The following is a 26,864-nucleotide window of genomic DNA, read 5'->3' on the forward strand; positions in this document are numbered from 1 at the left end:
GAGACATCTATTGGCCGACGCGTAGCGCAAGTTTATACGGCCTAAAGATGCCAATCGACCAAAAAATTCCAACATCTTCAGCCCACGACGGGTCGACATCTTCACCAGCGTTTGTAGGGCGATTCTGAAAAGTCGATTTGCGGTGACGCTTCAGGGCTATGGTTTCGTACCCTCTGCGCCCGTTCTCCAAGGCAGAAGCGCGCTCGATGCACAACGACAAGGAAAGCCCCTACACCCTGACACTCCTCGACAGCGGTCTGAGTTTGCAGGTGTTGCAGTTCAATGGCCGCGAGGGCCTCAACCAGCCCTATCGATTCGACATCGAGGTGATCGGCCTCGCGCCGGCGATGAACCTGGATCGGTTGCTGCAACAGCCGGCGTTCCTGAGGCTGTCGGCTGATCAGGGCATTCACGGCGTGATCCACAGCGTCAGCCGCGAACATCGCGGCCCGTATCGGGTCGGCTACTCACTGGTGCTGGCGCCCCATCTGCAACGACTTCAGTTGCACAGCTCGCGTCGGGTTTTTCATCGTCTCAGCGTGCCGGCGATCATGCGTCAGTTGCTGGAAAAGCATCAGCTGCCCGAGCACAGCTATCGCTTCGACCTGACCTGCGGCCACTACCCGCTGCGGCCCTTTTGCATTCAGTACGATGAGAGCGATCTGGCCTTCATGCAGCGGCTGTGTGAAGAAGAAGGCATCCACTTCCACTTCGAACATCAGCACGACGGGCACGTGCTGGTCCTGGCCGATGACAGCCTGAGTTTCCCGCAGGAACCGCTGCTGATGCCGTTCCATGCCGACGTGTTCAACGACCCGCTCTTGCCGGCGATCAGCGAACTGTTCCAGCGCCATGACCCGGACCCCGCCCCGGCACAATGGGATGCCAGAAACCGCGGCGCGCACGTGATCGGCGACGGCGCGGCCAACCACCCGCTCACCGGAACGGGCCCGGTTACGGCAAGACCTGCGCCCGAACAGCTTCATCGCGAACAGCTGGGCCGCCGCTCGCTGGAACGCCTGCGTTGCCAGCACCGGCAGATCCACGGCCAAAGCACCCTGAACGAGCTGCGCAGCGGACGAATCGTACAAGTGGCGCAGCACCCGCTCTCGAGCTTCAACGATCAGTGGCTGCTCACCAACATCCAGCACCAGGGGCAGCAGCCGTCGATTCTCGCCGAGGACAAGCCCGGCCATGACATGGCCGGGCGCTACAGCAATCGCTTCACCGCCATTCCCTGGTCAACGGTGTTCAGGCCGGCGCTCAAACAGGTCAGGCCGAGCATCCCGGGCTATCAGACCGCCCGGGTGCTGGGCCCCGTCGGGCAACCGGCGGCACTCGATGAGCAAGGCCGAATACAGGTCTGCTTGTGGCCGAAACCGGGGTTCGAGGCGGATGAGTCCGTTGGGCTCTGGCTACCGGTCGCCCTCGCAGCACCGGACGGTCGGATCGATCCGTCCAGGCTGCCCTTGGCCGGCACCGAAGTGTTGGTCAGTTTTCTCGACAGCGACCCGGACCGGCCGGTGTTGTGTGCCGGCATGAGCCACCTCCAGCCTTCCCGTCCCGCTCCCGAGCCGCGCCGCGATGCGCATCTACTGCTCGACTGGCTGATCAACCGCTCGGATCCCATGCCGTGATTTTACCGGGCCGCTCCCACAGGAATTTATGCTGGCCGCCAACCTTGCGTACGACGCAAAACCTGTGGGAGCGTGGCTTGCCCGCGATAGCCGCGCCGCGGTCTACCCGACGGGCGCCAGCCCAAAAAACGCCTGTATCAAGCGCAAATCCCGCCGCCGTTCCATACAACCGATCATGTGCCGATTGACCAGCCCCTCGCCAATGATCGGCACCGCCGCCACCCGTGGGTCGTGGCTGACTTCCACCGACGACACCACGCCCACGCCTAACTCGGCGGCCACTGCCTCGGTCACGGCCTCGCGACTGTCCAGTTCCAGCAACACCCGTGGATTGACCCCGGCCTGAACGCACGCCTCGTCGAACGTGCGCCGGGTAATCGAACTCGGCTCGCGCAGCACCATGATCACCTGATCCAGCGCCTTGAGCGGCAGCCCTTGCGACTGCTGCGCCCACGGATGGCCCGCGGGCACCAACGCGCAAATCCTCGACTCGCTCAACCCTTGCAGATGCAACCCTTTGCGCGGCTCCACTTCGGTCAGCACCGCCACGTCGGCATGCTCCGACAGCAACGCCGCGAGGGTTTCCTGGGCATTGCCCAACCGCAGGTTCACGGTGATCCCCGGATAACGCGCACGCAGGCTGGCGAGCATCGGCATGACCATGTGCGGGCCATCCGCCGCCACTTCCAGGCGCCCGGTGAGTAGCTGCCGGTTGGCCTCCAGCATCGCCTGCGCTTCTTCGGCCAGGCCGAACATTGCCCGGGTGATCGCCGCGAGCCTGGTGCCCTCTTCCGTCAACTCGACCCGCCGCGCGGTGCGGCGCAGCAAGGTGATCTGGTAGTGCTCCTCCAGCGCCTTGATGTGCCCGGTGACCGCCGGTTGGCTGATAAACAGGCGCTCGGCGGCGCGGGTGAAGCTGCCCTCTCGGGCCACGGCATCGAAGGCACGCAGCTGGAACAGATTCATGAATAACTCTCACTGATGGCTGCCATAACAACAAACAATTTGATTGATAGCACGCCGAATTGCAATTTATGCCCCGTAGTTTCATCCCACTGAGCTTTTGCAAGGACACAAGAATGCGTACTGCCGAGCCCATCCTGCTCACCCCCGGCCCATTGACCACATCGCAACGTACCCGTCAGGCGATGATGGTCGACTGGGGTTCATGGGATGACCGCTTCAACCAATTGACCGCCAGCCTGTGCGAGAAATTGCTGGTGATCATCAACGCCGGCGACAGCCACCACTGCGTGCCCCTGCAAGGCAGCGGCACGTTCGCGGTCGAAGCGGCGATCGGCACGCTGGTGCCCCGGGACGGCAAAGTCCTGGTGCTGATCAACGGCGCCTACGGCAAACGCCTGGCGAAGATCTGCGAAGTGCTTGGCCGTTCGTTCAGCACCTTCGAAACCGCCGAAGACGAACCGATCACCACCGCCGACGTCGACCGCCTGCTGCAGGCCGACGCCAGCATCACCCATGTCGCCTTGATTCACTGCGAAACCAGCACCGGCATCCTCAACCCGCTGGCGGAAATCGCCCACGTCATCGAGCAGCACGGCAAACGCCTGATCATCGACGCCATGAGCTCGTTTGGCGCCCTGCCGATCGATGCGCAACAGGTGCCTTTCGACGCCCTGATCGCCGCCTCGGGTAAATGCCTGGAGGGCGTGCCGGGGATGGGCTTCGTTTTCGCTCGCAAAGAAGCGCTAGCGAACGCCGCCGGCAACTCGCACTCGCTGGCGATGGACTTGTTCGATCAGCACACCTACATGGCCAAGACCGGTCAATGGCGTTTCACCCCGCCGACCCACGTGGTCGCGGCGCTGCACGAAGCCTTGCTGCAATACCACGAAGAAGGTGGCTTGCCCGCCCGGCATCAGCGCTACGCCAACAACTGCCAGGTGCTGCTCGATGACATGGCCAAACTCGGCCTGCGCAGCTTCCTGCCCGCGGCGATCCAGGCGCCGATCATCGTTACCTTCCATGCGCCGAAAGACCCGCGCTATCAGTTCAAGGAATTCTACGAACGGGTCAAGTCCAAGGGTTTCATCCTCTACCCCGGCAAACTGACCCAGGTCGAAACGTTCCGGGTCGGCTGCATCGGCCACGTCAACCAGGCCGAAATGCACGCAGCGGTGGCGGCCGTGGCCGAGGTGCTGCGCGAGATGGAAGTCATCGAAATCTAAACCACCACTGTTCCCTGTAGGAGCGAGGCTTGCCCGCGAATGCAGACGACACGGTGCGTCAGTTAAACCCTGTAATCGTTCTTCGCGGGCAAGCCTCGCTCCTACAGAGATCAGAGACATGAACTATGTAAACCCAACCAAACTGCAAGCCGCCATCCTCGACTGGGCCGGCACCGTGGTCGACTTCGGCTCCATCGCCCCGACGCAGATTTTCGTCGAAGCCTTCGCCGAGTTCGACGTCCAGGTTTCCATCGAAGAAGCCCGTGGGCCGATGGGCATGGGCAAGTGGGACCACATCCGCACCCTGTGCGATCAGCCATCAGTTGCCGAGCGTTATCGCCAGGTGTTCGGCCGCACGCCGACCGACGATGACGTCACCGCCATCTACCAACGCTTCATGCCGCTGCAGATCAAAAAAATCGCCGAACACTCGGCACTGATTCCGGGCGCCCTGGACACCATCGCCAACCTGCGTCAGCAAGGAATCAAGATCGGCTCGTGCTCCGGCTACCCGAAACAAGTCATGGACAAAGTGGTGGAACTGGCCGCCACCAACGGCTACGTCGCCGATCACGTGGTCGCCACTGACGAAGTGCCCAACGGCCGCCCATGGCCCGCTCAGGCCCTGGCCAATGTGATTGCGCTGGGCATCGACGACGTCGCGGCCTGCGTGAAGATCGACGACACGGTGCCGGGCATTCTCGAAGGTCGCCGTGCCGGCATGTGGACCGTGGCGTTGATCTGCTCCGGTAACGCGCTGGGTCTGGACTACGAAGGTTATCGCGCGCTAAGCAGCGACCAACTGGCCAGCGAACGCAAGCGCATTCATGCCCTGTTCGAAGGCTCGCGACCGCACTACATGATCGACACCATCACCGACTTGCCCGAGGTGATCGCCGACATCAACAAGCGCCTGGCCAACGGCGAGATGCCGCAAGCCAACTGATCGCACCCCTCGCCTCATAATAAAAGCGCCAGTTCCTTGGATGGAACTGACGCTTTTTTGTGGTCGATCACTTGATTTAGAGCATTGAGCGGCCCATTTGCCTCGGGCAAATCCTGCGAAACAGGATTACAGTTAGTGCACGCCGTCGAACAAGAACGGTGACTTCAGACCAGAATTGTGAGGAAACACCGTATGCCCTGGAAGAATTCCGAATCACGCTACAGCACCGTATCGATCGCGCTGCACTGGTTGATGCTGGTTCTGTTAATACTGGTCTACGCCTGTATCGAATTTCGCGGGATCTTTCCCAAAGGCAGTGGCGGCCGAACGCTGATCAAGGAAGCGCACTTCATGCTCGGCCTGACCGTGTTCGTGCTGGTCTGGTTGCGGCTGTTCGCCCGCAGCCTGGGGCCGGCACCGCAGATATTCCCCGCCTCCCCTCGCTGGCAAACCGTGGTTGCCAGGCTGATGCATTGGGCACTGTATATTTTCATGATCACCGTGCCGGTTCTGGGTTGGCTGACTACCAGCGCCGAGGGGCATCGGGTGATGTTCTATGGCGTCGACTTGCCATTGCTGATCGAAGAAAACAAACCGCTGGCCAAGCAGTTCCAAGGCTGGCATGAGCTCGGCGCCACCATCGGTTATTGGCTGATCGGGTTGCACGCGGTGGCCGGGATTTACCACCACTATGTGGTGCGCGATAACACCTTGCTGCGGATGATGCCCAAACGCGGTTAATCGCGACCGCTTTGCTCGAAACCCCGGCGGCCCTGCAGGCCGCCGGTGTGGATGAAGATCAGGCGCATGCCTTGGGGAAATTTACCAGCTTCGACTTGTTGCTTGAGAGCCATGAGCGCTTTTCCGGTGTACAGCGGCTCGAAAAGAATACCGCTGGCCTGTTCGGTCTGCTCGATGAATGCAAGCAGCTGCGGATCGACTTTGGCAAAACCGCCACGGCTGGCGTCCAGTAGTTCATACAAGGGATCGACCCAACCGGCTTCCCGCCCGATCATCTCGACCTGCTGCGCCACGCCATGATCATCGGGCACCGCCAGCGCGCCATACACCGGGTGTTCACCCGCCTCGGCCAGCACCAGACCGGCCAGGGTCGTGCCCGTTCCGCAGGCCAGCCACCAGCCGTCGTAATGGCTCCAGCCCAGACCACTCAGTTGCTCGCGGGCCTGCGCCACCAGCTGCATGCAGCCCTTCGCCCCACGCAAGCCACCACCACCTTCCGGCACCGGTTGCAGCTCGGGATACTGCGCCCGCCACGGCTGCCAGAAACCCGGCTCATGCCGCGCTCGATAACCGCCATAACCCAGCCAGTGCAACTGCATGCCGAACGCCTGCAAGTCCTTTACTGTCGGGGTGTCTTGCGGATGCCCGCGCAGCAAACCGACCGTGGTGAACCCGAAGCGCTTGCCTGCGGCGGCCAATGCGTGGAGATGGTTGGAGTGAGCACCGCCCAGGCTGATGATGCCTTGGGCGCCGTTCTGGTCGGCGGCTTTCAGGTGTTCGATGAGTTTGAACCACTTGTTGCCGCTGATCAGCGGGTCGATCTGATCCAGACGCAGGATGGCGACGTCGATGCCGGCGGTGGTGAGCCAGTCGAGGTGAAGGGGTTCGAGAGGGGCTTGGGGGAGCCAGTCGGCAGGAGGAAAAAGCATTGATGCGTTACGTTCTGACGAAAAACAGGAGTCTATCAGCCAGCACGAACCCTGTAGCAGCTGCCGAAGGCTGCGTTCGGCTGCGAAGCAGTCGTCAATCCTGACACCTCGGTTTATCTGGAATACCGCGATGGCTGATTTTGCGACTGCTGCGCAGCCGAACGCAGGCTGCGCCAGCTGCTACAAGGGATAGCTGCGAACGTTAGAGTTCAGCCGCCAACCGCGACCCCTGGTTGATCGCACGCTTGGCATCCAGCTCCGCCGCCACGTCCGCGCCGCCGATCAAGTGCACGTTCTGCCCGGCCGCAACCAGACCGTCGTGCAACTCGCGCAATGGATCCTGCCCGGCGCAGATCACGATGTTGTCCACCGGCAGCACCTGCGGTTCGCCGCTTTCGCCGATGCGGATGTGCAGGCCTTCGTCGTCGATCTTCAGGTACTCGACGCTGTTGAGCATTTGCACCTTTTTGTTCTTCAGACCGGTGCGGTGAATCCAGCCGGTGGTCTTGCCCAGGCCATCACCGACCTTGGAGGTCTTGCGTTGCAGCAGGAATACTTCGCGGGCCGGCGCATGCGGCGCAGCCTTGATGCCCGCTACACCGCCACGCGCTTCAAGGTGCGTATCGATACCCCACTCCTTCCAGAACGCGTCGCGGTCCTGACTGGTGGCCACGCCTTCGTGCACGAGGAATTCCGACACGTCGAAACCGATACCGCCAGCGCCGATTACCGCGACGCGTTTGCCCACCGGTTTACGCTCGAGGATCACGTCCAGGTAGCTCAGCACCTTGGCGTGCTCGACACCCGGAATCGCCGGCACCCGCGGCGCGATGCCGGTAGCGAGGATGATTTCGTCGTAACCGCCCTCGACCAGCTGCGCCACGTCCACACGGGTGTTCAGGCACAGCTCGACGTTGCTGGTCTGCAACTTGCGGTTGAAGTAGCGCAGGGTTTCGAAGAACTCTTCCTTGCCCGGCACGCGCTTGGCGATGTTGAACTGGCCGCCGATTTCGCTGGCCGAATCGAACAGCGTCACCTGATGACCGCGCTCGGCCGCCACGGTGGCGGCGGACAGCCCCGCGGGACCGGCGCCAACCACGGCGATTTTCTTGATCTGCTGCACCGGCAGGTAATTGAGTTCGGTTTCATGGCAGGCCCGCGGGTTCACCAGGCAACTGGTCAACTTGCCGCCGAACGTGTGATCCAGGCAAGCCTGGTTGCAACCGATGCAGGTATTGATTTCATCGGCACGGCCGGCCGCCGCCTTGTTGACGAAGTCCGGGTCGGCGAGGAACGGCCGCGCCATCGACACCATGTCGGCATCGCCTTCGGCCAGGATCTGCTCGGCGACTTCCGGGGTGTTGATGCGGTTGGTGGTGATCAGCGGAATACTCACCGAACCACGCAGTTTCGCCGTGACCTTGCTGAACGCCGCACGGGGCACCTTGGTGGCAATGGTCGGAATCCGCGCTTCGTGCCAGCCGATGCCGGTGTTGATGATGGTCGCGCCCGCCTGCTCGATGGCCTTGGCTAACTGCACGATTTCTTCCCAGGTGCTACCGCCTTCCACCAGGTCGAGCATCGACAGGCGGAAGATAATGATGAAGTTCGGGCCGACCGCTTCGCGCACCCGACGGACGATTTCCACCGGCAGGCGCATGCGGTTTTCGTAGACACCTCCCCAGCGGTCAGTGCGATGGTTGGTGTGGGCCGCGAGGAACTGGTTAATGAAATAACCTTCGGAACCCATGATCTCGACGCCGTCGTACTCGGCTTTTTGCGCCAGGGTCGAGCAGGTAACGAAATCGCTGATCTGCTTCTCGATGCCTTCCTCGTCCAGCTCTTTAGGCTTGAACGGGTTGATCGGCGCCTGGATCGCGCTCGGCGCCACCTGTTTCGGGCTGTAGGCATAACGCCCGGCGTGAAGGATCTGCATGCAGATCTTGCCGCCCGCCTCGTGCACCGCGCGGGTGACGATCCGGTGTTTGAGCGCTTCTTCATCGGAGGTCAGCTTGGCCGCGCCCGAGTAAACCCCACCCTCATCGTTCGGGCCGATACCGCCAGTGACCATCAGGCCTACGCCGCCACGGGCACGTTCGGCAAAGTACGCGGCCATGCGCTCGAAACCGCCGGGTTTTTCCTCGAGGCCCGTGTGCATCGAACCCATCAGGGTACGGTTGCGCAACGTGGTAAAACCCAGGTCCAGCGGGGCCAACAGGTGCGGGTAATGAGCGGCGGCCATCGGTAACTCCACAACGAGCGATCACGGAAAATTTGCAGGAGCTCTTCGGCCCCCGTCAGTCATGTTCGACAGACTAAGAGTCGCACCGCTGTCACTCAATGACCGTAACTGACAACTTATTGATCCAAATGCGCAGCGCCCCTTGGCAAGCGCTGGCATGGGCCCTACCCTAGTCGCGAACCCTGCACACGGCCGCTGACTGTTTTCCATGCGCAAACTTCTGTACCTGACCCTCTCCATGGCGTTGATCGCCGTTCTGACGACCTACGCGATGTGGGCCGCGGACCGTCCGGTGGGTCATTACCTGTCGGACCTGCGCATCAATCTCGCGGTCGATCAGGGCACACCCGCCGATCGTGGCAATCTGCTGGGCATCCAGCCCGAGCTGTTCCCCACCGACTATCAAAGCCCTGAACGCCTGCACCGCAAGCTCGCGGCCTATTTGCAGAAGGCCCAGGACCAGGGCCTGCTGAATGAAAAAACCATCGTCGTACTGCCTGAACATGTCGGCACCTGGCTGATGGTCAGCGGCGAGAAAGACGAGCTGTACCAGGCCACCACCCTCAAGGAAGCCATGAACTGGCTGGCGGTGAGCAACCCGCTGCAGTTCATCCGCGCCCTGATCAGCGCCGAAGGCAGCAACCGTCTCGACGACGCGCACTTGCGGATGAAAGCCAAACGCATGGCCAAGGATTACCAGGCGCTGTTCGGTGGCCTGGCGAAAGAATTCCACGTGACCCTGGTGGCCGGTTCCATCGTGCTGCCCGAGCCGAGCGTCAGCGACGGCACCCTGCACATCGGTCGCGGCGCGCTGTACAACAGCAGCGTGGTGTTCGGTCGCGACGGCCTGCCAATCGGCCAGCCCCAGCGCCAAGTGCACCCGACGTTCGCTGGACGTGGCACGCTCCAAGGCAATTCCGATCATCCGGTCAACGTCGTCGACACCCCGGCCGGACGCCTCGGCGTGCTGATCGGCAGCGACAGCTGGTACCCCGACAACTACCGCAAACTTGACGCCCAAGGCGCGCAACTGGTGGCGGTCCCGGCGTTCGTCGTCGGGCGTGGGTCCTGGGATCAACCATGGCGCGGCTATAGAGGCCTGCCCGCGCCGGGCTCTGTCAGCCTCAAGGCCGGCGAACTCAGCGAAGGTCAGGCCTGGCAGCGGCTGACGCTGACCGCCCAACCACCGGCCAGCCAGAGCATCGCCGGCATGAGTGTGTTCCTGCGCGGTCAGTTCTGGGACAAGAGCAGCGCCGGTCAAAGCTTCCTCAGCAGCAACGGGCAGCATTTCGCCGACAGCGATGCCCGCGGCGCGCAATTGCTGAACCTCTGGTTGTAAGCGATGAAACCGCAGCCGATGCGCCTCGGGGATCTGTCGGTAGGCTTCGTCCATAGCCTGGCCGACGCCGTGCGCAGCCATGGCCTGGACCCACAACCGTTGCTGGAACAGTACGGCCTCGACGCCGCGCGACTGGCCGAAGCCGGCGCCCGCCTGTCGATCCCGCGCTACATGCGTCTGGGCCACGGCGCTATTCAACTGACCGACGACCCGGCGCTGGGTTTGCGCATGGGCCAGCTCAGTCGCCTGAGCCAGGCCGGCTTGGCCGGCGTCACCGCCGCCCAGGCTCCCACCGTGCGCGAAGCGGCGCGCTGCCTGATTCGTTTCGAAGCGCTGTACGGCTCCAACTATCGAGGCCAGTCGAGCTTTCACGAAGACGCCCAAGGCGCCTGGCTGCGGTTCTATTCGATCAGCCCCTACAACGCCTACAACCGCTTCGTGGTGGATTCGATCATCGCTGGCTGGTTGCAGCAATTGTCCAGCGTGAGCCCTGCCCCACTGCGCGCCGAACGAATCGAGATCGAATTTGACGCACCGGATTACCGTGAGGCCTACGCCGTATTCGGCGACTGTCCGATTCAGTTTGGCGCCGAACAGAATCAACTGCGCCTGAGCCTGGACAGCCTCGCCCAGCGCAACCCGGAGCACTGCCCGAGCACCTGGCGGCACCTGCTGCAACTGTGTGAACGGGAACTTGAGCAACTGACACGCACCCGCAGCCTGGGTGAACGCATCACTCAGTTGCTGGGCCCGTTGCTCAATGGTGGCCGGGAACCCGACCTGGAAGAAGTGGCGGCACGCCTGAAGCTGCCAACCTGGACCTTGCGCCGCAAACTCGCCGAGGAAGGCACGCAATTTCGTGCAATTCTCAACGATACACGTCGTGACCTGGCCATGACCTACATCCGCGACACTGAACTGGCGTTCGGCGAAATCGCCTATCTTCTGGGGTTTGCCTCAGCCGAAGCCTTTCAGCGCGCTTTCAAACGCTGGAACGGCCAGACGCCCGGCGAGTTTCGCCGCAGTCAGCGTAATTACAGCTCGGTAGCGTCTTCGGCCGGTTCCAGCGGGTCCAGTTCAAAGGCCTGATACTCGAGCAGTTCTTCTTGATAATCGTCCATTATTAAACCCCCATCGCTTGTTGAAAAAATCGCTTGAATAAATGACCAACGCCTTGAGCATAAAGTGCCCGCATGAAAGAAAAATGACGCGGGTACGACACTACGTCGCTACTGAATAAAACGTAGCAGGTGGTCAGGAATTTATCACTGGATTTTTCGACACGGACTGTGGGAATACAGCCCGACTTGATGTGGATCAGTCTTGAAGGACGTTACGGGAGCGGTATCGTCTGACCCGCCCCCATAACAAGCAAGCCCATTACTGGCCGGAGACAGGTATCGCCGAAATCGGCTCGGTCGGTGGCGGCAGCGTGCTCGAGTCCGCTACTGGAGTGACCGTTTCCGTGGACGACGTCGGCTCGCTGCTCTTGGCCGGGGTAATCGGCGCTGTTTCAGCAGGCGGCACAACAGGCTCCGAAGTGGCAGGCGCGGCGGCAGGTGCGGGCTCGGCTGCCGGCGCTGGTGCAGGTGCAGGTGCAGGTTCTGCCGCCGGTGCCGGGGTTGGCGCCAACTGAGCGGGCGCAGCCTTGGCTTCAGGCATCCCCAGTTCGGTTTTCGGCTTCTCGATAATGTGCGCGGCCTTCTTCGCTTCCGGCGGCAGGAACAGTTCGACCAGGGTAAAGAAACGCTCGTAGAACTTGGCCGAGGACACGGTTTCACTGGCGACCTTGACCATCGAATCATCGGACGAGCCGATCGGCATCGATACCGAGCCCAATACGCCGACGCCGAGGCTGGCGGAGTTGTTGGTCTTTTTCAGCGCATATCGGTCCTGCAGGGCGTTGGCGAACATGGTCGCATGGTGCCCCTCGCTGCCGTCATCGGCACAAACCACACTGAAGCTGATCTCCATATGGGTTTCGCCGGTCTGCTGGAAGCTCTTGTGCCCACTGACCAGTTTCGGATCGCTGCTGGTGATGATGTAACCCTGGCTAAGCAAGGCCCGACGGGCGGCTTCGCAGGTTTGCGCATCGGTCACCGGGTAGCTGCGCGAAAACGTTCCCGAGTCGTCGAAGTTCTCATGCTCATAGATGGCGGCCTTCTTCGACGAACAACCGGCAGCGGCGGCCAGCACCAAGGCCAGCCCTACAACACGCATGGGAATTGATTTAAACATTGAACATCCTGAGGAAAACGGTTCGAGGCGTATTGTGCAACAGATCGATGCTTAGCGGAGCAACGATTGTCTAAAACGGCTACAGATTCATTGACCATCATCTCGGGAGAAAGTCCCGCCGGAGCAAAAATCAAAAGGTCACCGCCCGTGGCAGCGCCTAAAGATGACCGCGCCCCCCCTGAAAGCGCTAGCGCAGGCTGCGATCTTTTCGTTTCCCCCATAAAAAAACCCCAACCTTTCGGCTGGGGTCCTTTGTGTCGCGCAAAACTCAGTCAGGCATCAGAAACGCTTGATCTCAGCCTCACGCTCCAGCAGCTTGCGGTAGGCCGCGAAGTCTTGCTGGCCAATGCGCGAGGCGAGGAAGCGACGGTATTGAGCCTTCTCTTCTTCGGTCGGCGCAGCGCCTTCATTCACGCCGTTCAGACGCACGACCACCAGGCTACCATCGGCCAGGGTCACGCTGCTGAAGGTCGGCTTGTCCTTGGAGACTGGCTTGGGCATGCGGAACAACGCTTGCAGCACGGTTGGGTCGACCCCTTCCTGAGCGCGAGTCGCGGTTGCGGCAACTTTCCAGTTCTGACCATCGATCGCCTTGTCCAGTGCAGTCTTGCCATCACGCAAGCTGGCGATCAGTTGATCGGCCTTGGTCTTGGCGGCGGCACTGGCGTGCTCCTTGGTCAATTGCACGCGGATGCTGGCAGCCACGCTTTCCAGCGGCAGTTGCTCAGGCTTGCGGTGCTCCTTGGCGCGCAGCACGATCACGGTTTCCGGATCCAGCTCGATGGCGGTGCTGTTGGCACCCTCATCCAGCACTTCAGGACTGAATGCAGCGGTCACCACGGCACGATTGGCCGCAACGCCTTCGCCACCTTCACGGCCGAATGGCGCGGACGTGTGAACGGTCAGCTTCAGGTCTTGTGCCGGCTGGGCCAGATCAGAGGACTCGAACGAGGAGTCTTCCAATTGCTTGGTCGCTTCGACGAAACGCTGCTCGACTTGCTGGGTTTTCAACTCGCGGGTCAGCTTGTCTTTCAGGCTGGCGAACGTTGGCACTTCAGGCGCTTCGACACCCAACAGCTTGATCAGGTGAAAACCGAAGTCAGTGCGAACCGGCTCCGAGACCTGATCCTTGGCCAACGAATACAGGGCTTTTTCAAACGCTGGATCGTAGACGCCCGGACCGGCAAAACCGAGGTCACCGCCGTTGTTCGCCGAACCTGGATCCTGGGAGAACTCCTTGGCCAGGGCCTCGAAACTCTCGCCCTTGGCCAGGCGCGCCTGAACTTCTTCGATCTTGGCCTTGGCTTGCGCCTCGGTCACCTTGTCGTTCACTTCGATCAGAATGTGCGCAGCCCGGCGTTGCTCGGACAGGTTCGCGGTTTCTTTCTGATACGCCGCTTGCAAGTCTTCGTCCTTGACGCTGACCTGATCGAAGAAGGATGCCTTCTTCAATTCAAGGTAATCGATGACCACCTGATCCGGCGTCATGAACTCCTTGGCGTGTTCGTCGTAGTAGGCCTTGACCTCATCGTCGGTCAGTTTCACTGCCGCCGGGTCTGCCTTGATGTTCACGGTGGCGAAATCACGGGTCTGCTTTTCCAGACGGGCGAAGGCCAACACCTGTGCATCGGTGACGAAACCGCTACCGGCCAGGCCAGCGCGCAGCTGACCGATCAGCATTTCCTGAGCCAGCATCTGACGGAATTGCAGACGGCTGTAGCCCAGTTGACGGATGACCTGGTCGAAACGCTCAGGGCTGAACTTGCCGTTCACCTGGAACTCAGGCGTTTGCAGGATCACCTGATCCAAAGCGGCTTCGGAGAAAGCGAATTTCGATTTTTCTGCGCCTTGCAGCAGCAGTTTGCGATCGATCAGGCCTTTGAGGGCCGATTCGCGCAGCATTTTTTCGTCGAGCAAGGAAGCATCGAAATCCTTGCCCAGCTGTTGCATGAGCTGACGGCGTTGCATATCGACCGCCTGGCTCAGCTCGTTCTGGCTGATTTCTTCGCCGTTGACCTTGGCCGCGTCATTTTTGTGCGTCGTGGCCTTGAAAATAGCGTCGAAACCGGTCAAAGCCATCAGTGCAACGATGACCCCGATAATGGTCTTGGCAATCCAGCCTTGTGAATTGTCCCTGATATTCTGCAGCATGCGTCCCCCAGAAACGGTTGAACTTCAAAATTAGGCAACCGTGGAGCGTGGGTAGAATCCGGATAGAAGAAAGGCGCATCCGAGGATGCGCCTTCTCGTAACTGGCGGAGCGGACGGGACTCGAACCCGCGACCCCCGGCGTGACAGGCCGGTATTCTAACCGACTGAACTACCGCTCCGCTGCCAAGTCAGGAATGACCCCGACCCGGATAGGCAAAAACCTGAATCGAACTTAGTTGACAGCTTCTTTCAGTGCTTTACCGGCTTTGAAACCTGGTTTTTTGGCTGCTGCGATTTCCAGCGTCTTACCGGTCTGTGGGTTACGACCGATGCGAGCTGGACGATCAGTCACGGAGAAAGTACCGAAACCAACCAGAACAACAGAATCACCAGCCTTGAGAGCGCCAGTGACGGATTCGATTACAGCGTCCAGCGCACGGCCAGCAGCAGCTTTCGGGATATCAGCGGATGCAGCGATAGCATCAATCAGTTCCGACTTGTTCACTCTAAGTCCCCTTATATCTATTTGAGTTTGATTCTAAGTTTTTTGGTGAAAGCAAAAAAACGAGTGCTGAATGGCCTACAGACACTTAAGAGCCGCTTTATAACAAGGGCTCTAAAAAACTGTCAAGGAAGCCCCCCAGGCAAATGCGTACTAATGCGTGCTAATTCTTTCCTTAGAGTCAGACTCGCGTTTGTCATCCTTTGCAACGATCTCCGGAACCACATCCGGCAAGGGTTCCGGCGCGTATTGCAGCGCAATTTGCAGGACCTCGTCAATCCATTTAACGGGTTTAATCTGTAGATCTTGCTTGATGTTGTCAGGAATTTCCTTCAGATCGCGTACGTTCTCTTCAGGAATGATCACCGTCTTGATTCCGCCACGGTGAGCAGCCAGCAGTTTTTCCTTCAAGCCACCGATCGCCAGCACCTGACCACGCAAGGTGATTTCGCCGGTCATGGCGACGTCCGCTCTTACAGGAATGCCAGTCAATGCCGACACCAGGGCCGTGCACATGCCTACACCGGCGCTAGGGCCGTCTTTCGGGGTCGCCCCTTCAGGCATGTGGATATGCGTGTCGCGCTTCTCATGGAAGTCCAGGGGAATCCCCAGGCTCTTCGCACGGCTGCGGACAACGGTCAGGGCTGCGGTGATCGATTCGACCATCACGTCACCCAGAGAACCGGTCTTGATCAATTGGCCTTTACCCGGCACGACTGCGGCTTCGATGGTCAGTAATTCGCCGCCCACCTGGGTCCACGCCAGGCCGGTGACCTGACCGATCTGATCCTGCTGTTCAGCCAGGCCGTAACGGAATTTACGCACGCCCAGGAAGTGTTCCAGCATCTCGGCTGTCACCTTCACCGAGAAGCGTTTTTCCAGAGCATGCTCTTTGACCGCCTTGCGGCAAACCTTGGCAATCTGGCGCTCCAGCCCGCGTACACCGGCTTCGCGGGTGTAGTAGCGAATGATGTCGCGAATCGCTTCGGCGTCGAATTCCAGCTCGCCTTTCTTCAGGCCGTTGGCAGCAATCTGCTTGGGCGAAAGGTATTTGACGGCGATGTTGATCTTCTCGTCTTCGGTGTAACCCGGCAGACGAATCACTTCCATCCGGTCCAGCAGCGCCGGTGGAATATTCATCGAGTTGGAGGTGCACAGGAACATCACATCGGACAGGTCGTAGTCGACTTCCAGATAGTGATCGTTGAAGTTGTGGTTTTGCTCGGGGTCGAGCACTTCCAGCAACGCCGACGCTGGATCGCCACGCATGTCGCTGCCCATTTTGTCGATTTCATCGAGCAGGAACAGCGGGTTACGGACGCCCACCTTTGTCATCTTTTGAATCAATCTTCCTGGCATCGAACCGATATAAGTCCGGCGATGACCACGAATTTCCGCCTCATCGCGCACGCCACCGAGGGCCATGCGGACGAATTTGCGGTTGGTGGCATGCGCAATCGACTCCGCCAGAGAGGTTTTACCCACCCCTGGAGGACCGACCAGGCACAATACCGGGCCGCGAATCTTCTTCACGCGCTTCTGCACGGCGAGGTATTCAAGGATCCGCTCTTTGACTTCTTCCAGACCGTAGTGGTCGGCGTCGAGAATGTCTTCGGCACGGGCCAGGTCCAGGCGCACTTTGCTCTGGGCTTTCCATGGCACTTGAACCAGCCAGTCGATGTACGAACGCACCACGGTCGCTTCCGCGGACATTGGCGACATTTGCTTCAGCTTGTTCAGTTCGGCCTGAGCCTTGGCCAACGCATCTTTCGGCAGACCGGCGGCATCGATGCGCTTTTTCAGCTCTTCGATTTCGTTGTGGCCTTCGTCGCTGTCGCCCAGCTCTTTCTGAATGGCCTTCATCTGCTCATTCAGGTAGTACTCGCGCTGGCTGCGCTCCATTTGCTTCTTAACGCGGCCGCGAATGCGTTTTTCGACTTGCAGCAGATCGATCTCGGCATCCAGCAACGCCAGAACGTGCTCGACCCGGGCCGACAAATCGATGATTTCGAGGATTTCCTGCTTCTGCTCGATCTTCAGGGCCATGTGCGCGGCCATGGTGTCGACCAGGCGGCCCGGCTCGTCGATGCTGTTGAGCGACGACAGGACTTCAGCGGGGACTTTCTTGCCCAGCTGCACATATTGTTCGAATTGAGCCAGCAGGCTGCGGACAAACACTTCCGATTCGCGCTCTGGCGCTTCGGTTTCGTCGATCAACGAGACTTCGGCACGGCAGTGGCCGTCGACTTCGCTGAAGCGCTCCACGGCGCCCCGCTGCTCGCCTTCGACAAGAACCTTGACGGTGCCGTCAGGCAGTTTGAGCAGCTGCAGAACGGTAGCAATGGTGCCTACGCGATAAAGTGCTTCTTCACCGGGATCGTCGTCAGCAGGATTCCGCTGAGCCAGCAGAAGGATCTGCTTGTCGCCCGTCATCGCTGCCTCGAGAGCTTCGATGGATTTCTCGCGCCCCACGAACAGCGGGATAACCATGTGCGGATAAACCACGACATCACGCAATGGCAGGAGAGGCAATTCGATGGTCGTCTTCATGATTTCGCCTCTACGGCGGCCATAAGGCCGTAAACAGATGGAAGTAAGCTTGAAACCAAGATGGGGGCTGTTTTCAAAAAAAACAAGCGGATAAAAGAATCACTTAAAAAATCAGAGCTTACGGTAGCGCCTGCATTTATCCCGGCGCATCCAGAAATTCAGGTTAGCTGCCCCGTCTCCCACAATAGCAAAGGGGCCCGAAGGCCCCTTCTTTATTCCAGCAGTGTGACGCTTAAGCGTCTGGCGCTGCCTTGGCAGTCGGCTCACTGTTCTCATAGAGATACAGAGGCTTGGACTTGCCTTCTATAACGCTTTCGTCGATCACTACTTTACTCACCTCGGACTGCGAGGGGATTTCATACATAGTGTCGAGCAATACACCTTCGAGAATCGAGCGCAGGCCACGGGCACCGGTTTTGCGTTCCAGGGCACGTTTGGCGACCGATTTCAGCGCGTCGGCCCGGAATTCCAGGTCCACGCCTTCCATCTCGAACAGCTTGGCATACTGCTTGGTCAGGGCATTCTTCGGCTCGGTGAGAATCTGCATCAGCGCAGCCTCATCAAGCTCGTCCAGCGTGGCAAGTACCGGCAGACGACCGACGAATTCCGGGATCAGACCGAACTTGACCAGATCGTCAGGCTCGACTTCACGCAGGGATTCACCGACTTTCTTGCCTTCTTCCTTGCTGCGCACTTCTGCGTTGAAGCCGATGCCGCCCCGGGTGGAACGGTTTTGAATAACCTTTTCCAGGCCGGAGAACGCACCACCGCAGATGAACAGGATGTTACGGGTGTCGACCTGAAGGAATTCCTGCTGCGGATGCTTGCGACCACCTTGAGGTGGAACGGAAGCGACCGTGCCTTCGATCAACTTGAGCAGGGCCTGCTGCACGCCTTCACCGGAAACGTCCCGGGTGATCGACGGGTTGTCAGACTTGCGCGAGATCTTGTCGATCTCATCGATGTAGACAATGCCCATCTGGGCCTTTTCTACGTCGTAATCGCACTTCTGCAGCAGCTTCTGAATGATGTTCTCGACATCTTCGCCCACATAACCCGCCTCGGTGAGGGTGGTTGCGTCGGCGATGGTGAACGGAACGTTCAGCAAGCGGGCCAGAGTTTCGGCAAGCAGGGTTTTACCCGAGCCTGTCGGGCCGATCAGCAAGATGTTGCTTTTGCCGAGTTCGACGTCGTCATTCTTTTTGTCGCGCTGGTTCAGACGCTTGTAGTGGTTGTACACCGCTACGGCCAGAACCTTTTTCGCACGTTCCTGACCAATCACGTACTGATCAAGGATGCCGCTGATTTCTTTAGGCGAAGGCAATTTATGCGCGCTGCTTTCGGCCTGGGCTTCCTGCACCTCCTCACGGATGATGTCATTGCACAGGTCGACGCACTCGTCGCAGATAAAGACCGAGGGGCCGGCAATCAATTTGCGTACTTCATGCTGGCTTTTGCCACAGAAGGAGCAATAGAGCAGTTTGCCGTTGTCCTCGCCGTTGCGGGTGTCAGTCATTCGATCGATCCAAATCCGATAGGCTTGCAACACAAGATGAAGGCAATTGCAGGCTTTTTCAAGCCCGCAGGCGGTCAGTTACCCCGACCACCTACATTTGGGCTGCTTAGGCGGGCATTTTACGCTTGTCGATCACGGAGTCGATCAGGCCATATTCAGCCGCACGCTCAGCGCTCATGAAGTTGTCGCGCTCGGTATCGCGCTCGATGGTTTCGAGGCTCTGACCGGTGTGATGAGCCAACAGCTGGTTCAAACGCGAACGAATGTGGAGGATTTCCTTGGCATGGATGTCGATGTCCGACGCCTGACCCTGGAAGCCGCCCAACGGCTGGTGAATCATCATGCGCGAGTTCGGCAGGCAGAAACGCTTGCCGGCAGCACCACCGGCAAGCAGGAAGGCACCCATGCTGCAGGCCTGACCGATGCAGGTGGTGGAAACGTCTGGCTTGATGAACTGCATGGTGTCGTAGATCGACATGCCCGCAGTCACCGAACCGCCTGGTGAGTTGATGTAAAGATGGATGTCCTTGTCCGGGTTTTCCGCTTCAAGGAACAGCAGTTGCGCCGCAACCAGGTTGGCCATGTAGTCTTCTACCGGACCTACCAGGAAGATCACTCGCTCCTTCAACAGGCGCGAGTAGATGTCATAGGCACGTTCGCCACGGGCAGACTGCTCGATAACCATCGGGACCAGACCGCCTGCGGCCTGGATGTCAGAGCTCTGATAATAAGAATTGCGGGACATGTCTCGCAGTCACTCCCAAATAGTTATGTCTTGAATACGCATAAGCCAGCACGAAGGCTGGCTTATGGTGTGTACTTCTTACCGCAAAACCAATCAGTCGGCTTGTGGAGCTTCTACCGGCTTGACCGCTTCTTCGTAAGAGACCGATTTGTCGGTCACGCTAGCTTTCTGCAGAACAGTATCCACAACTTGCTCTTCCAGCACAACCGAACGGACTTCGTTCAGTTGCTGGTCGTTCTTGTAGTACCAGGACACAACCTGCTCAGGCTCTTGGTAGGCCGAAGCCATTTCCTGAATCATCTCGCGAACGCGGGCTTCGTCAGGCTTGAGGTCGAATTGCTTGACCACTTCAGCCACGATCAGACCCAGCACGACGCGGCGCTTGGCTTGCTCTTCGAACAGCTCGGCCGGCAGTTGGTCAGGCTTGATGTTGCCACCGAACTGCTGAACAGCCTGCACGCGCAGACGGTCGACTTCGTTGGACAGCAGAGCCTTAGGCACTTCGATCGGGTTGGTGGCCAGCAGACCGTCCATCACCTGATTCTTGACCTTGGATTTGATCGCCTGACGCAGTTCGCGCTCCATGTTCTTGCGAACTTCGGTGCGGAAGCCTTCCAGACCGGTTTCCTTGATGCCGAATTGAGCGAAGAACTCTTCGGTCAGCTCTGGCAGTTTAGGCTCGGAAACGGTGTTCACGGTCACGGTGAACTCAGCAGTTTTGCCTGCCAGGTCGAGGTTCTGGTAGTCCTCTGGGAAGGTCAGGTTCAGAACGCGCTCTTCGCCGGCTTTAGCGCCAACCAGACCGTCTTCGAAACCAGGGATCATGCGGCCGGAACCCAGCACCAGCTGAGTACCTTTGGCAGAACCGCCTGCGAACACTTCACCGTCGACCTTGCCGACGAAATCGATGTTCAGCTGGTCTTCGTTCTGGGCAGCGCGTTCGGCCACTTCAAAACGGGTGTTCTGCTTGCGCAGGACTTCCAGCATCTTGTCCAGATCGGCGTCAGCCACTTCGGCGCTCAGGCGCTCGACGGTGATGCCTTCGAAACCGGCAACGGTGAACTCAGGGAACACTTCGAATACGGCTACGTATTCCAGGTCCTTGCCCGCTTCCAGGGTTTTAGGTTCGATCGAAGGCGAACCAGCCGGATTCAGCTTCTGCTCGACGACAGCTTCGTAGAAGGAAGACTGGATCACGTCGCCCACGGCTTCTTGACGTGCATCAGCCCCGAAACGCTGACGGATCACGCTCATTGGCACTTTGCCTGGACGGAAGCCAGCGATCTTGGCCTTTTGGGCAGTCTGCTGCAGACGCTTGTTGACCTGAGTCTCGATGCGCTCAGCCGGCACGGTGATGCTCATGCGGCGCTCAAGAGCAGAAGTATTTTCAACAGAAACTTGCATGGATATTCCTCGTTGCACAGACGTTAGCCGGCCGTTTCCGACCCCAGAATCAAGGGCATGCATTCTAGTGGGTCAAACTCAAGAAGTCACCCTACTGAAAACGGGTAAAAAAACAGCAGGCAATTTATAGGCGGGGACAAACGGTTGTGCCTCGCCCTGTTAGCAAATACAGCCAATCAAGCCAGGGCTCTGCACCCACCTTCCTATATATAGAAGGAATCGGCAATCCGTCCCTGACAGCCAACCCCGCGAGGGGATCGGCGGGCAAATCAGGCATCATCGAGAAACATAAATACGACGAAGCGACCTGCCCCTGCGGCCCACAACCTGCAGCCACCGACACTCAAACCACTGAAACAAAAAAGGCGCCAGACTGTTAAATCTGGCGCCTTTCGGAATATGGGGTGGACGATGGGGATCGAACCCACGACAACGGGAGTCACAATCCCGTGCTCTACCAACTGAGCTACGCCCACCATATTGCGTGACAAAGAAGCCAAACAACTTCTTTGTTGAACCTCAATCATGCCAATCGGCATGAGTGAAGCTTTATTTGGTGCGGATGAAGAGACTCGAACTCTTACGCCTCGCGGCGCTGGAACCTAAATCCAGTGTGTCTACCAATTCCACCACATCCGCGGGTTGAAGCTGTTAAAGCAAAGGCGCCAGACTATTAATCTGGCGCCTTTCGAAATATGGGGTGGACGATGGGGATCGAACCCACGACAACGGGAGTCACAATCCCGTGCTCTACCAACTGAGCTACGCCCACCATATCGCGCTACTTGTGCCAATGCTGCCTAATGGCGCACCCGGCAGGACTCGAACCTGCGACCATCCGCTTAGAAGGCGGATGCTCTATCCAGCTGAGCTACGGGCGCCTTGTTAATCTGTACCCTTGAAGGACTACAAACTAAGTGCTTTTCAGTCTTGCGGAACCGTAACTCCGCTCGACCTTCTTAACCAGTGCTAGGCTGTGCCCGACAAGTGCGACGAATAGTATAGAGCCCCCTGAAGGTCGTCAAATCCTTTTTGAAAAAAATTCATTTAATTAAAGGAGTTAGGGGAATTTGCAGACCAAGCGCCTTTGCCCTCACCTCGTGACATGCGAGAATGCGCTCTCTTTTTTTCCCCTCTCGATGGTTAATCACGCGCAATGACTGCACAACTAATCGACGGCAAATCGATCGCCGCCAGCCTGCGCCAGCAGATCGCCAAACGAGTTGCCGAGCGTCGCCAGCAAGGCCTGCGCACACCCGGCCTCGCGGTGATCCTGGTCGGCAGCGATCCTGCCTCTCAGGTTTATGTCTCGCACAAGCGTAAAGACTGTGAAGAGGTCGGCTTCCTATCCCAAGCCTATGACCTGCCTGCCGACACCACTCAAGCAGCGCTGACCGATCTGATCGATCGCCTGAACGACGACCCGGCAATCGACGGCGTTCTGCTTCAGCTGCCTCTACCTGAACACCTGGACGCCTCCAAATTGCTGGAGCGCATTCGTCCCGACAAGGACGTCGACGGTTTCCACCCTTATAACGTCGGTCGCCTGGCCCAGCGCATTCCGCTGCTGCGCCCGTGCACGCCCAAAGGCATCATGACGCTGCTGGAAAGCACCGGCGTCAATCTTTACGGGATGGACGCGGTCATTGTCGGGGCCTCCAACATTGTTGGTCGTCCGATGGCGATGGAACTGCTGCTGGCCGGTTGCACCGTGACTGTCACCCACCGCTTCACCAAGGATCTGGCCGGCCACGTCGGTCGCGCCGACCTGGTAGTGGTTGCCGCCGGCAAGCCGGGCCTGGTCAAAGGTGAGTGGATCAAGGAAGGCGCGATCGTGATCGACGTCGGCATCAACCGTCAGGCAGACGGCAAACTGGTCGGCGACGTGACTTACGAATCCGCCCTGGCCCGTGCCGGCTGGATCACTCCGGTACCGGGTGGCGTCGGCCCGATGACCCGCGCCTGCCTGCTGGAAAACACGTTGTACGCCGCCGAAACACTGCACAGCTGAGTTAACTCTCACCCTGCTGCACCCAAAAGAACCCCGCCCATCGCGGGGTTCTTTTTGCCTGTAGCAAACAGCTCGATCACAGAGGTCGGACAACTGCAAAGCCAAATAGTAAAGAAAGAGTTACAGCATTAAATATTCTTCACTTTTACCCCCCGTCTTGCAGGCGCCTATGGCTTTCCTGGCACATACTCCTAAAATGCGTCGTTTTTAAGAAACAGCCCGTTACAGAACGGCATATCCACCCTTTATGAGTCTGCCAGCGTGAAAATCCGTCTTTCCATCCTGAGCCTAGTTTTTGCAGTTACAGGGACTTTCATCACGCCAACGGTCAACGCCGGTGAAACCACCGCGGCACCACGAGACACTGCACAACTGAAGATCGCTTCCGGCAGCGCTTTGCTGATGGATCTGCAAACCAACAAAGTCATCTATGCCAGCAATCCTGACGTCGTCGTACCCATCGCCTCCGTCAGCAAACTGATGACCGGCCTGGTGGTCGTAGAAGCGCGGCAGAACATGGACGAATATATTCCCGTCAACATCAGCGACACCCCGGAAATGAAAGGCGTGTTCTCCCGAGTCAAACTCCAAAGCGAATTGACGCGCCGCGAGATGCTGCTGATCGCCCTGATGTCATCGGAAAACCGTGCCGCCGCAACCTTGGCGCATCACTATCCGGGCGGTTACGTCGCGTTCATTGCCGCCATGAACGCCAAAGCCAAGGCGCTGGGCATGACCAGTACCCATTTCGTCGAACCGACGGGGCTCTCCCCGCGCAACGTGTCCACCGCCCGCGACCTGAGCAAACTGCTGATCGCCGCGCACAAGTACCCACTCTTGACCGAGCTGAGCACGACCAAGGAAAAAACCGTTACATTCCGTAAACCCAACTACAGCCTGGGTTTCCACAATACCGACCACTTGATCAACAAGCCGAACTGGGACATCAAGCTGACGAAAACCGGGTTTACCAACCAGGCCGGTCACTGCCTGGTGCTGGTGACCAGCATGGGCAACCGTCCGGTTGCGCTGGTGATTCTCGATGCCTTCGGCAAGTACACGCACTTTGCCGATGCGACCCGTATTCGCAGCTGGGTTGAAACCGGCAAGAGCACCAACGTGCCGTCCGTCGCCCTGCAGTACAAGTCAGACAAGAACCTCAAGCATCGCCAGAGCGGTGTGATTGAAGCCTCAAAATAAGGTCGAAACATCCGTAAATGAAAAGCCCCGAATATTCGGGGCTTTTTTTGTCCAGCGATCAATCATTGGGCAACGGCATCTGATCGTCATCCGGAATGCCATCCCCGGCACTCGGGTCTCGCCAGCCCTGTGGATGCTTCGTCGGCACCACGGTCGGCCTGGCCAAGGGATCCCTTAGCGGGCTGTCCGGATCCATCACCGGGTCCAGGTCCGCCTCGGGGGTTGTTGGAACGTTTTCGGGAGGGTCCGAATGTTTGTCGTCGAAGCTCGAATCGGTAGACATATGCACCTCTGACTAAGACTTGGGTTTCAGATTACCGAGCGGGTCGTAAGGCTTTGCCGGTGTCTTCTTGCCCTCTTCACCCGGTTTTATATCTTTGGGTGCCCTGGCAGGTCCGATGGGGTCGACCTGAGGATCAGCAACGTCCGGAGAATCGGGGTCGAACCCCAACTCATTATCGGACGAATGCTCGGACGAGTGCGGGCCGTCGGGGGTATTGGGATGAGCCATGGGCGCCTCCTGGTCACGACCCGGCGAGAATCCGGGCCCTTTATATAAGAGACCAAAAACGCTGAGTCGTGCCTTGCAGATGACGAGCGGAACCTACTGCGCGGTCAGCGCCTTCTTCGCCCTGGCTGCCGCCTGCTCCTGACCCGACTGAGCAAGATCATTCGCCGCTTTCAGCCAGCGCTGCTGATCGACGTTGGCCGGAATCTGGTCCGGCTTCTGGATCAAAACGGCCCAACCGCCTGCATTCTCGAGCGCCGACTCAAAGGCGCTGAACCCCATCAGCAACCGACGATCCATCCCGGTGCGCAGCAACACGGTCTGCTTCTGACGGTTGTAACCGGCAAGAATGGCGTATCGCGGCCCGGCCCAGAATGCCGAGCCTTCAGTAATGCGTACCATCACCGGATAACCGGCTGCGACCTGGGTCAGCAGCGCCGGCAATTGGCTGTCGAGGGGATAGACCACCATCCCGTATTCGCGGGCGAGGTTTTGCATGTTCTGCTGCAACCGATCTTCGGCACCCGGTAAATTCAGGGGCTTTTCGAGCAACCCCGGAGTTATCACGATGTCCTGTTGGGACAACAGGCTGGCCAGCACTTGAGGCCCGCTCTGATAACTTTGCCCGCGGTAGAACGTACCGCTGAGTTCGACACGCTCCGGCAGACGCTTGATCTCAGGCGCTACGCTCCCCGCGCAGCCAGCCAGGCCGGCAACGCAGCCAACGATCAGTGCCAAAGATCGAATTCGAGAAAATACCCGCACCATCATCACTCTCTTGTTCAGACGCCAGGCGATCACGCAGCCGGCTTGGCCGTCGATCATAGGATGCCGCGCGACAGCGGTATAGCCTTAACCGGCAGTTGTTTGCATTTGATAGAGCGAACGGGTTGATGACAGACGACCTTTGGTCAATAGCCTGAAACACAGCAACGGCTAGACTGTCCTTTACCAAGGAAGAGTGTGCGCCCGCGGCAGGGCAAAGAGGAGGCACTGATGAGCCTGACAATGACCATTGTGATGTTGATTTCCGGCTGGCTGGCAGTGGCCGCCGCCATGTTGTGGGGCGTTTTGCGCATTACCCGTCGGCACCATCACCACCCGATTAACTCGGCGCCCGCGGCCAAAACCGATAAACCGGCTACACACCCCATCACCGCGCACTGACTGGCGCTTTTCAGTCGTACAAACAAAAAACGGCCGCCTGGACTCTCGCAAGTTCAGGCGGCCGTTTCGTTTATCGGCGATTAAGCTTCTGCGGCAACGCGCCTCTGTTTGGCCCGCCGCGACAGCATGTTCAAGCCTTCGATCGTCGCCGAGAACGCCATGGCCGCATAGACATAGCCTTTCGGTACGTGGGCGCCGAAACCTTCGGCGATCAGCGTCATGCCGATCATGATCAAGAAGCCCAGCGCCAGCATCACCACCGTCGGATTGTCGTTGATGAACTTGGCCAACGGGTCAGCAGCCAGCAACATCACCAGGACCGACACCACCACCGCGATGATCATGATCGGCAAATGCTCGGTCATGCCGACAGCGGTAATGATGCTGTCGATGGAGAACACCATGTCGAGCATCAGGATCTGACCGATGGCGGCGGCAAAGCCCAGGGTCACGGTCGAGGTGGCCGACGTCGGGTCTTCCGGCGACGGGTCCATGCTGTGATGAATCTCGGTGGTCGCCTTCCACAACAGGAACAGGCCGCCGGCGATCAGGATCATGTCCTTCCAGGAGAACGCGTGGCCGAGAATGTCGATCACCGGTTCAGTCAACTGGACGATAAACGCGATGGTGCTCAACAGCGCCAGGCGCAGGATCAACGCCATGCCGATACCAATGCGCCGCGCCTTCTGGCGATGCTGCTCGGGCAGCTTATTGGTGAGGATCGAGATGAAGATCAGGTTATCGATGCCGAGCACGATTTCCATCACCACCAACGTGGCCAGGGCGACCCAGGCGGTGGGGCTTGCAGCGAGTTCTAAAAGGTATTCCATGGGTCAGTCCTGACTCGTT

Annotated in this window: 23 protein-coding genes and 5 tRNA genes; 9 read left to right on the forward strand and 19 right to left on the reverse strand. The window is 59.1% G+C overall.

The genetic code is table 11. The annotated features are described in order from the left end of the window. Positions 1-206 precede the first annotated feature (206 nt). A complete protein-coding gene (locus AC1DQM_RS13055) occupies positions 207-1,637 on the forward strand; it encodes a type VI secretion system Vgr family protein (RefSeq protein ID WP_477743823.1) in 1,431 nt (476 codons plus the stop codon). A 102-nt stretch (positions 1,638-1,739) separates the two neighbouring features. On the opposite strand, the gene AC1DQM_RS13060 is transcribed toward AC1DQM_RS13055, so the two are convergent. Further along, on the reverse strand, positions 1,740-2,603 hold the full coding sequence (locus AC1DQM_RS13060) for a LysR substrate-binding domain-containing protein (protein WP_018925434.1): 864 nt from the start codon (positions 2,601-2,603) through the stop codon (positions 1,740-1,742). Positions 2,604-2,716: 113 nt separating this feature from the next. Here AC1DQM_RS13060 and AC1DQM_RS13065 point away from each other — a divergent pair, with 113 nt between their 5' ends. The 3 genes from AC1DQM_RS13065 (at position 2,717) to AC1DQM_RS13075 (ending at position 5,513) form a co-directional block, all read left to right on the forward strand. Next, on the forward strand, positions 2,717-3,826 hold the full coding sequence (locus AC1DQM_RS13065; RefSeq protein ID WP_477746302.1) for a 2-aminoethylphosphonate--pyruvate transaminase: 1,110 nt from the start codon (positions 2,717-2,719) through the stop codon (positions 3,824-3,826). A 118-nt stretch (positions 3,827-3,944) separates the two neighbouring features. Further along, entirely contained in the window at positions 3,945-4,772 is an 828-nt protein-coding gene (gene phnX / locus AC1DQM_RS13070) for a phosphonoacetaldehyde hydrolase (RefSeq protein WP_477746303.1), read from the forward strand. A 192-nt stretch (positions 4,773-4,964) separates the two neighbouring features. Further along, positions 4,965-5,513: a cytochrome b gene (locus AC1DQM_RS13075; RefSeq protein WP_018925431.1), complete on the forward strand. Its 549-nt coding sequence runs from the start codon at positions 4,965-4,967 to the stop codon at positions 5,511-5,513. On the opposite strand, the gene AC1DQM_RS13080 is transcribed toward AC1DQM_RS13075, so the two are convergent. Both AC1DQM_RS13080 and AC1DQM_RS13085 read right to left on the reverse strand, forming a co-directional pair. After that, on the reverse strand, positions 5,510-6,442 hold the full coding sequence (locus tag AC1DQM_RS13080; RefSeq protein WP_477746304.1) for a 1-aminocyclopropane-1-carboxylate deaminase/D-cysteine desulfhydrase: 933 nt from the start codon (positions 6,440-6,442) through the stop codon (positions 5,510-5,512). The two genes, AC1DQM_RS13075 and AC1DQM_RS13080, sit on opposite strands and share 4 nt — an antisense overlap. Positions 6,443-6,644: 202 nt before the next feature. Beyond that, positions 6,645-8,684: an oxidoreductase gene (locus AC1DQM_RS13085; protein ID WP_064618900.1), complete on the reverse strand. Its 2,040-nt coding sequence runs from the start codon at positions 8,682-8,684 to the stop codon at positions 6,645-6,647. A gap of 208 nt (positions 8,685-8,892) precedes the next feature. Here AC1DQM_RS13085 and AC1DQM_RS13090 point away from each other — a divergent pair, with 208 nt between their 5' ends. After that, complete coding sequence (locus AC1DQM_RS13090; protein WP_018925428.1) at positions 8,893-10,023, forward strand: carbon-nitrogen hydrolase family protein; 1,131 nt, start codon at positions 8,893-8,895, stop codon at positions 10,021-10,023. Between the two features lie 3 nt (positions 10,024-10,026). Beyond that, positions 10,027-11,112 carry an AraC family transcriptional regulator gene (locus tag AC1DQM_RS13095; protein ID WP_477746305.1) on the forward strand — a complete coding sequence of 362 codons (1,086 nt, stop codon included), beginning with the start codon at positions 10,027-10,029 and terminating at the stop codon, positions 11,110-11,112. Between the two features lie 291 nt (positions 11,113-11,403). On the opposite strand, the gene AC1DQM_RS13100 is transcribed toward AC1DQM_RS13095, so the two are convergent. The 12 genes from AC1DQM_RS13100 to AC1DQM_RS13155 all read right to left on the reverse strand — a co-directional run bounded on the left by AC1DQM_RS13100 (position 11,404) and on the right by AC1DQM_RS13155 (position 22,010). Continuing rightward, positions 11,404-12,261: a DUF2242 domain-containing protein gene (locus AC1DQM_RS13100; RefSeq protein WP_477746306.1), complete on the reverse strand. Its 858-nt coding sequence runs from the start codon at positions 12,259-12,261 to the stop codon at positions 11,404-11,406. 279 nt (positions 12,262-12,540) lie between these two features. Then, positions 12,541-14,412: a SurA N-terminal domain-containing protein gene (locus tag AC1DQM_RS13105; RefSeq protein WP_477746307.1), complete on the reverse strand. Its 1,872-nt coding sequence runs from the start codon at positions 14,410-14,412 to the stop codon at positions 12,541-12,543. Between the two features lie 102 nt (positions 14,413-14,514). Continuing rightward, positions 14,515-14,591, reverse strand: a tRNA-Asp gene (locus tag AC1DQM_RS13110). Between the two features lie 53 nt (positions 14,592-14,644). Then, complete coding sequence (locus AC1DQM_RS13115) at positions 14,645-14,917, reverse strand: HU family DNA-binding protein (protein ID WP_002552737.1); 273 nt, start codon at positions 14,915-14,917, stop codon at positions 14,645-14,647. Between the two features lie 150 nt (positions 14,918-15,067). Continuing rightward, positions 15,068-17,464, reverse strand: a complete 2,397-nt coding sequence (gene lon / locus AC1DQM_RS13120; RefSeq protein WP_007940400.1) for an endopeptidase La — start codon at positions 17,462-17,464, stop codon at positions 15,068-15,070. A 232-nt stretch (positions 17,465-17,696) separates the two neighbouring features. Beyond that, positions 17,697-18,980 (reverse strand): ATP-dependent Clp protease ATP-binding subunit ClpX, encoded by a 1,284-nt coding sequence (gene clpX / locus AC1DQM_RS13125; protein WP_018925424.1) that lies wholly within the window; start codon positions 18,978-18,980, stop codon positions 17,697-17,699. 106 nt (positions 18,981-19,086) lie between these two features. Next, positions 19,087-19,725, reverse strand: coding sequence for an ATP-dependent Clp endopeptidase proteolytic subunit ClpP (gene clpP / locus AC1DQM_RS13130; RefSeq protein ID WP_018925423.1), 639 nt, complete (start codon positions 19,723-19,725; stop codon positions 19,087-19,089). Positions 19,726-19,818: 93 nt separating this feature from the next. Then, positions 19,819-21,129, reverse strand: a complete 1,311-nt coding sequence (tig, locus tag AC1DQM_RS13135; RefSeq protein ID WP_026286355.1) for a trigger factor — start codon at positions 21,127-21,129, stop codon at positions 19,819-19,821. Between the two features lie 400 nt (positions 21,130-21,529). After that, positions 21,530-21,605, reverse strand: a tRNA-His gene (locus AC1DQM_RS13140). A 78-nt stretch (positions 21,606-21,683) separates the two neighbouring features. Then, positions 21,684-21,768, reverse strand: a tRNA-Leu gene (locus AC1DQM_RS13145). Positions 21,769-21,825: 57 nt separating this feature from the next. Then, positions 21,826-21,901, reverse strand: a tRNA-His gene (locus AC1DQM_RS13150). 32 nt (positions 21,902-21,933) lie between these two features. Next, positions 21,934-22,010: transfer RNA gene (locus tag AC1DQM_RS13155), tRNA-Arg, on the reverse strand. 275 nt (positions 22,011-22,285) lie between these two features. Between AC1DQM_RS13155 and folD the strand changes: the two genes are divergently transcribed. Next, positions 22,286-23,140 (forward strand): bifunctional methylenetetrahydrofolate dehydrogenase/methenyltetrahydrofolate cyclohydrolase FolD, encoded by an 855-nt coding sequence (folD, locus tag AC1DQM_RS13160; RefSeq protein WP_018925421.1) that lies wholly within the window; start codon positions 22,286-22,288, stop codon positions 23,138-23,140. A gap of 261 nt (positions 23,141-23,401) precedes the next feature. Beyond that, entirely contained in the window at positions 23,402-24,340 is a 939-nt protein-coding gene (pbpG, locus tag AC1DQM_RS13165; RefSeq protein WP_018925420.1) for a D-alanyl-D-alanine endopeptidase, read from the forward strand. A gap of 58 nt (positions 24,341-24,398) precedes the next feature. Here the strand turns inward: pbpG and AC1DQM_RS13170 are convergent, their stop codons facing one another. The 3 genes from AC1DQM_RS13170 to AC1DQM_RS13180 form a co-directional block, all read right to left on the reverse strand. Continuing rightward, complete coding sequence (locus AC1DQM_RS13170) at positions 24,399-24,623, reverse strand: hypothetical protein (RefSeq protein ID WP_018925419.1); 225 nt, start codon at positions 24,621-24,623, stop codon at positions 24,399-24,401. Positions 24,624-24,635: 12 nt separating this feature from the next. Further along, positions 24,636-24,851 carry a DUF6021 family protein gene (locus tag AC1DQM_RS13175; RefSeq protein WP_230175229.1) on the reverse strand — a complete coding sequence of 72 codons (216 nt, stop codon included), beginning with the start codon at positions 24,849-24,851 and terminating at the stop codon, positions 24,636-24,638. A gap of 93 nt (positions 24,852-24,944) precedes the next feature. Then, entirely contained in the window at positions 24,945-25,673 is a 729-nt protein-coding gene (locus AC1DQM_RS13180; protein WP_018925417.1) for a cysteine peptidase family C39 domain-containing protein, read from the reverse strand. A gap of 171 nt (positions 25,674-25,844) precedes the next feature. On the opposite strand from AC1DQM_RS13180, the gene AC1DQM_RS13185 reads away from it, so the two are divergent. Continuing rightward, positions 25,845-26,015 (forward strand): hypothetical protein, encoded by a 171-nt coding sequence (locus tag AC1DQM_RS13185; RefSeq protein ID WP_477746308.1) that lies wholly within the window; start codon positions 25,845-25,847, stop codon positions 26,013-26,015. Between the two features lie 80 nt (positions 26,016-26,095). Here the strand turns inward: AC1DQM_RS13185 and AC1DQM_RS13190 are convergent, their stop codons facing one another. Continuing rightward, a complete protein-coding gene (locus tag AC1DQM_RS13190; protein WP_018925415.1) occupies positions 26,096-26,845 on the reverse strand; it encodes a TerC family protein in 750 nt (249 codons plus the stop codon). Positions 26,846-26,864: the final 19 nt, after the last annotated feature.

Source organism: Pseudomonas sp. 01L34, from assembly GCF_056400265.1.

Excerpts from the sequence above, each read along its gene's own strand:
- AC1DQM_RS13055 (WP_477743823.1), top strand. The coding sequence starts at position 207 with ATGCACAACGACAAGGAAAGCCCCTACACCCTGACACTCCTCGACAGC.
- AC1DQM_RS13060 (WP_018925434.1), bottom strand. The coding sequence starts at position 2,603 with ATGAATCTGTTCCAGCTGCGTGCCTTCGATGCCGTGGCCCGAGAGGGC.
- AC1DQM_RS13065 (WP_477746302.1), top strand. The coding sequence starts at position 2,717 with ATGCGTACTGCCGAGCCCATCCTGCTCACCCCCGGCCCATTGACCACA.
- phnX (WP_477746303.1), top strand. The coding sequence starts at position 3,945 with ATGAACTATGTAAACCCAACCAAACTGCAAGCCGCCATCCTCGACTGG.
- AC1DQM_RS13075 (WP_018925431.1), top strand. The coding sequence starts at position 4,965 with ATGCCCTGGAAGAATTCCGAATCACGCTACAGCACCGTATCGATCGCG.
- AC1DQM_RS13080 (WP_477746304.1), bottom strand. The coding sequence starts at position 6,442 with ATGCTTTTTCCTCCTGCCGACTGGCTCCCCCAAGCCCCTCTCGAACCC.
- AC1DQM_RS13085 (WP_064618900.1), bottom strand. The coding sequence starts at position 8,684 with ATGGCCGCCGCTCATTACCCGCACCTGTTGGCCCCGCTGGACCTGGGT.
- AC1DQM_RS13090 (WP_018925428.1), top strand. The coding sequence starts at position 8,893 with ATGCGCAAACTTCTGTACCTGACCCTCTCCATGGCGTTGATCGCCGTT.
- AC1DQM_RS13095 (WP_477746305.1), top strand. The coding sequence starts at position 10,027 with ATGAAACCGCAGCCGATGCGCCTCGGGGATCTGTCGGTAGGCTTCGTC.
- AC1DQM_RS13100 (WP_477746306.1), bottom strand. The coding sequence starts at position 12,261 with ATGTTTAAATCAATTCCCATGCGTGTTGTAGGGCTGGCCTTGGTGCTG.
- AC1DQM_RS13105 (WP_477746307.1), bottom strand. The coding sequence starts at position 14,412 with ATGCTGCAGAATATCAGGGACAATTCACAAGGCTGGATTGCCAAGACC.
- lon (WP_007940400.1), bottom strand. The coding sequence starts at position 17,464 with ATGAAGACGACCATCGAATTGCCTCTCCTGCCATTGCGTGATGTCGTG.
- clpX (WP_018925424.1), bottom strand. The coding sequence starts at position 18,980 with ATGACTGACACCCGCAACGGCGAGGACAACGGCAAACTGCTCTATTGC.
- clpP (WP_018925423.1), bottom strand. The coding sequence starts at position 19,725 with ATGTCCCGCAATTCTTATTATCAGAGCTCTGACATCCAGGCCGCAGGC.
- tig (WP_026286355.1), bottom strand. The coding sequence starts at position 21,129 with ATGCAAGTTTCTGTTGAAAATACTTCTGCTCTTGAGCGCCGCATGAGC.
- folD (WP_018925421.1), top strand. The coding sequence starts at position 22,286 with ATGACTGCACAACTAATCGACGGCAAATCGATCGCCGCCAGCCTGCGC.
- AC1DQM_RS13170 (WP_018925419.1), bottom strand. The coding sequence starts at position 24,623 with ATGTCTACCGATTCGAGCTTCGACGACAAACATTCGGACCCTCCCGAA.
- AC1DQM_RS13175 (WP_230175229.1), bottom strand. The coding sequence starts at position 24,851 with ATGGCTCATCCCAATACCCCCGACGGCCCGCACTCGTCCGAGCATTCG.
- AC1DQM_RS13180 (WP_018925417.1), bottom strand. The coding sequence starts at position 25,673 with ATGATCGACGGCCAAGCCGGCTGCGTGATCGCCTGGCGTCTGAACAAG.
- AC1DQM_RS13185 (WP_477746308.1), top strand. The coding sequence starts at position 25,845 with ATGAGCCTGACAATGACCATTGTGATGTTGATTTCCGGCTGGCTGGCA.
- AC1DQM_RS13190 (WP_018925415.1), bottom strand. The coding sequence starts at position 26,845 with ATGGAATACCTTTTAGAACTCGCTGCAAGCCCCACCGCCTGGGTCGCC.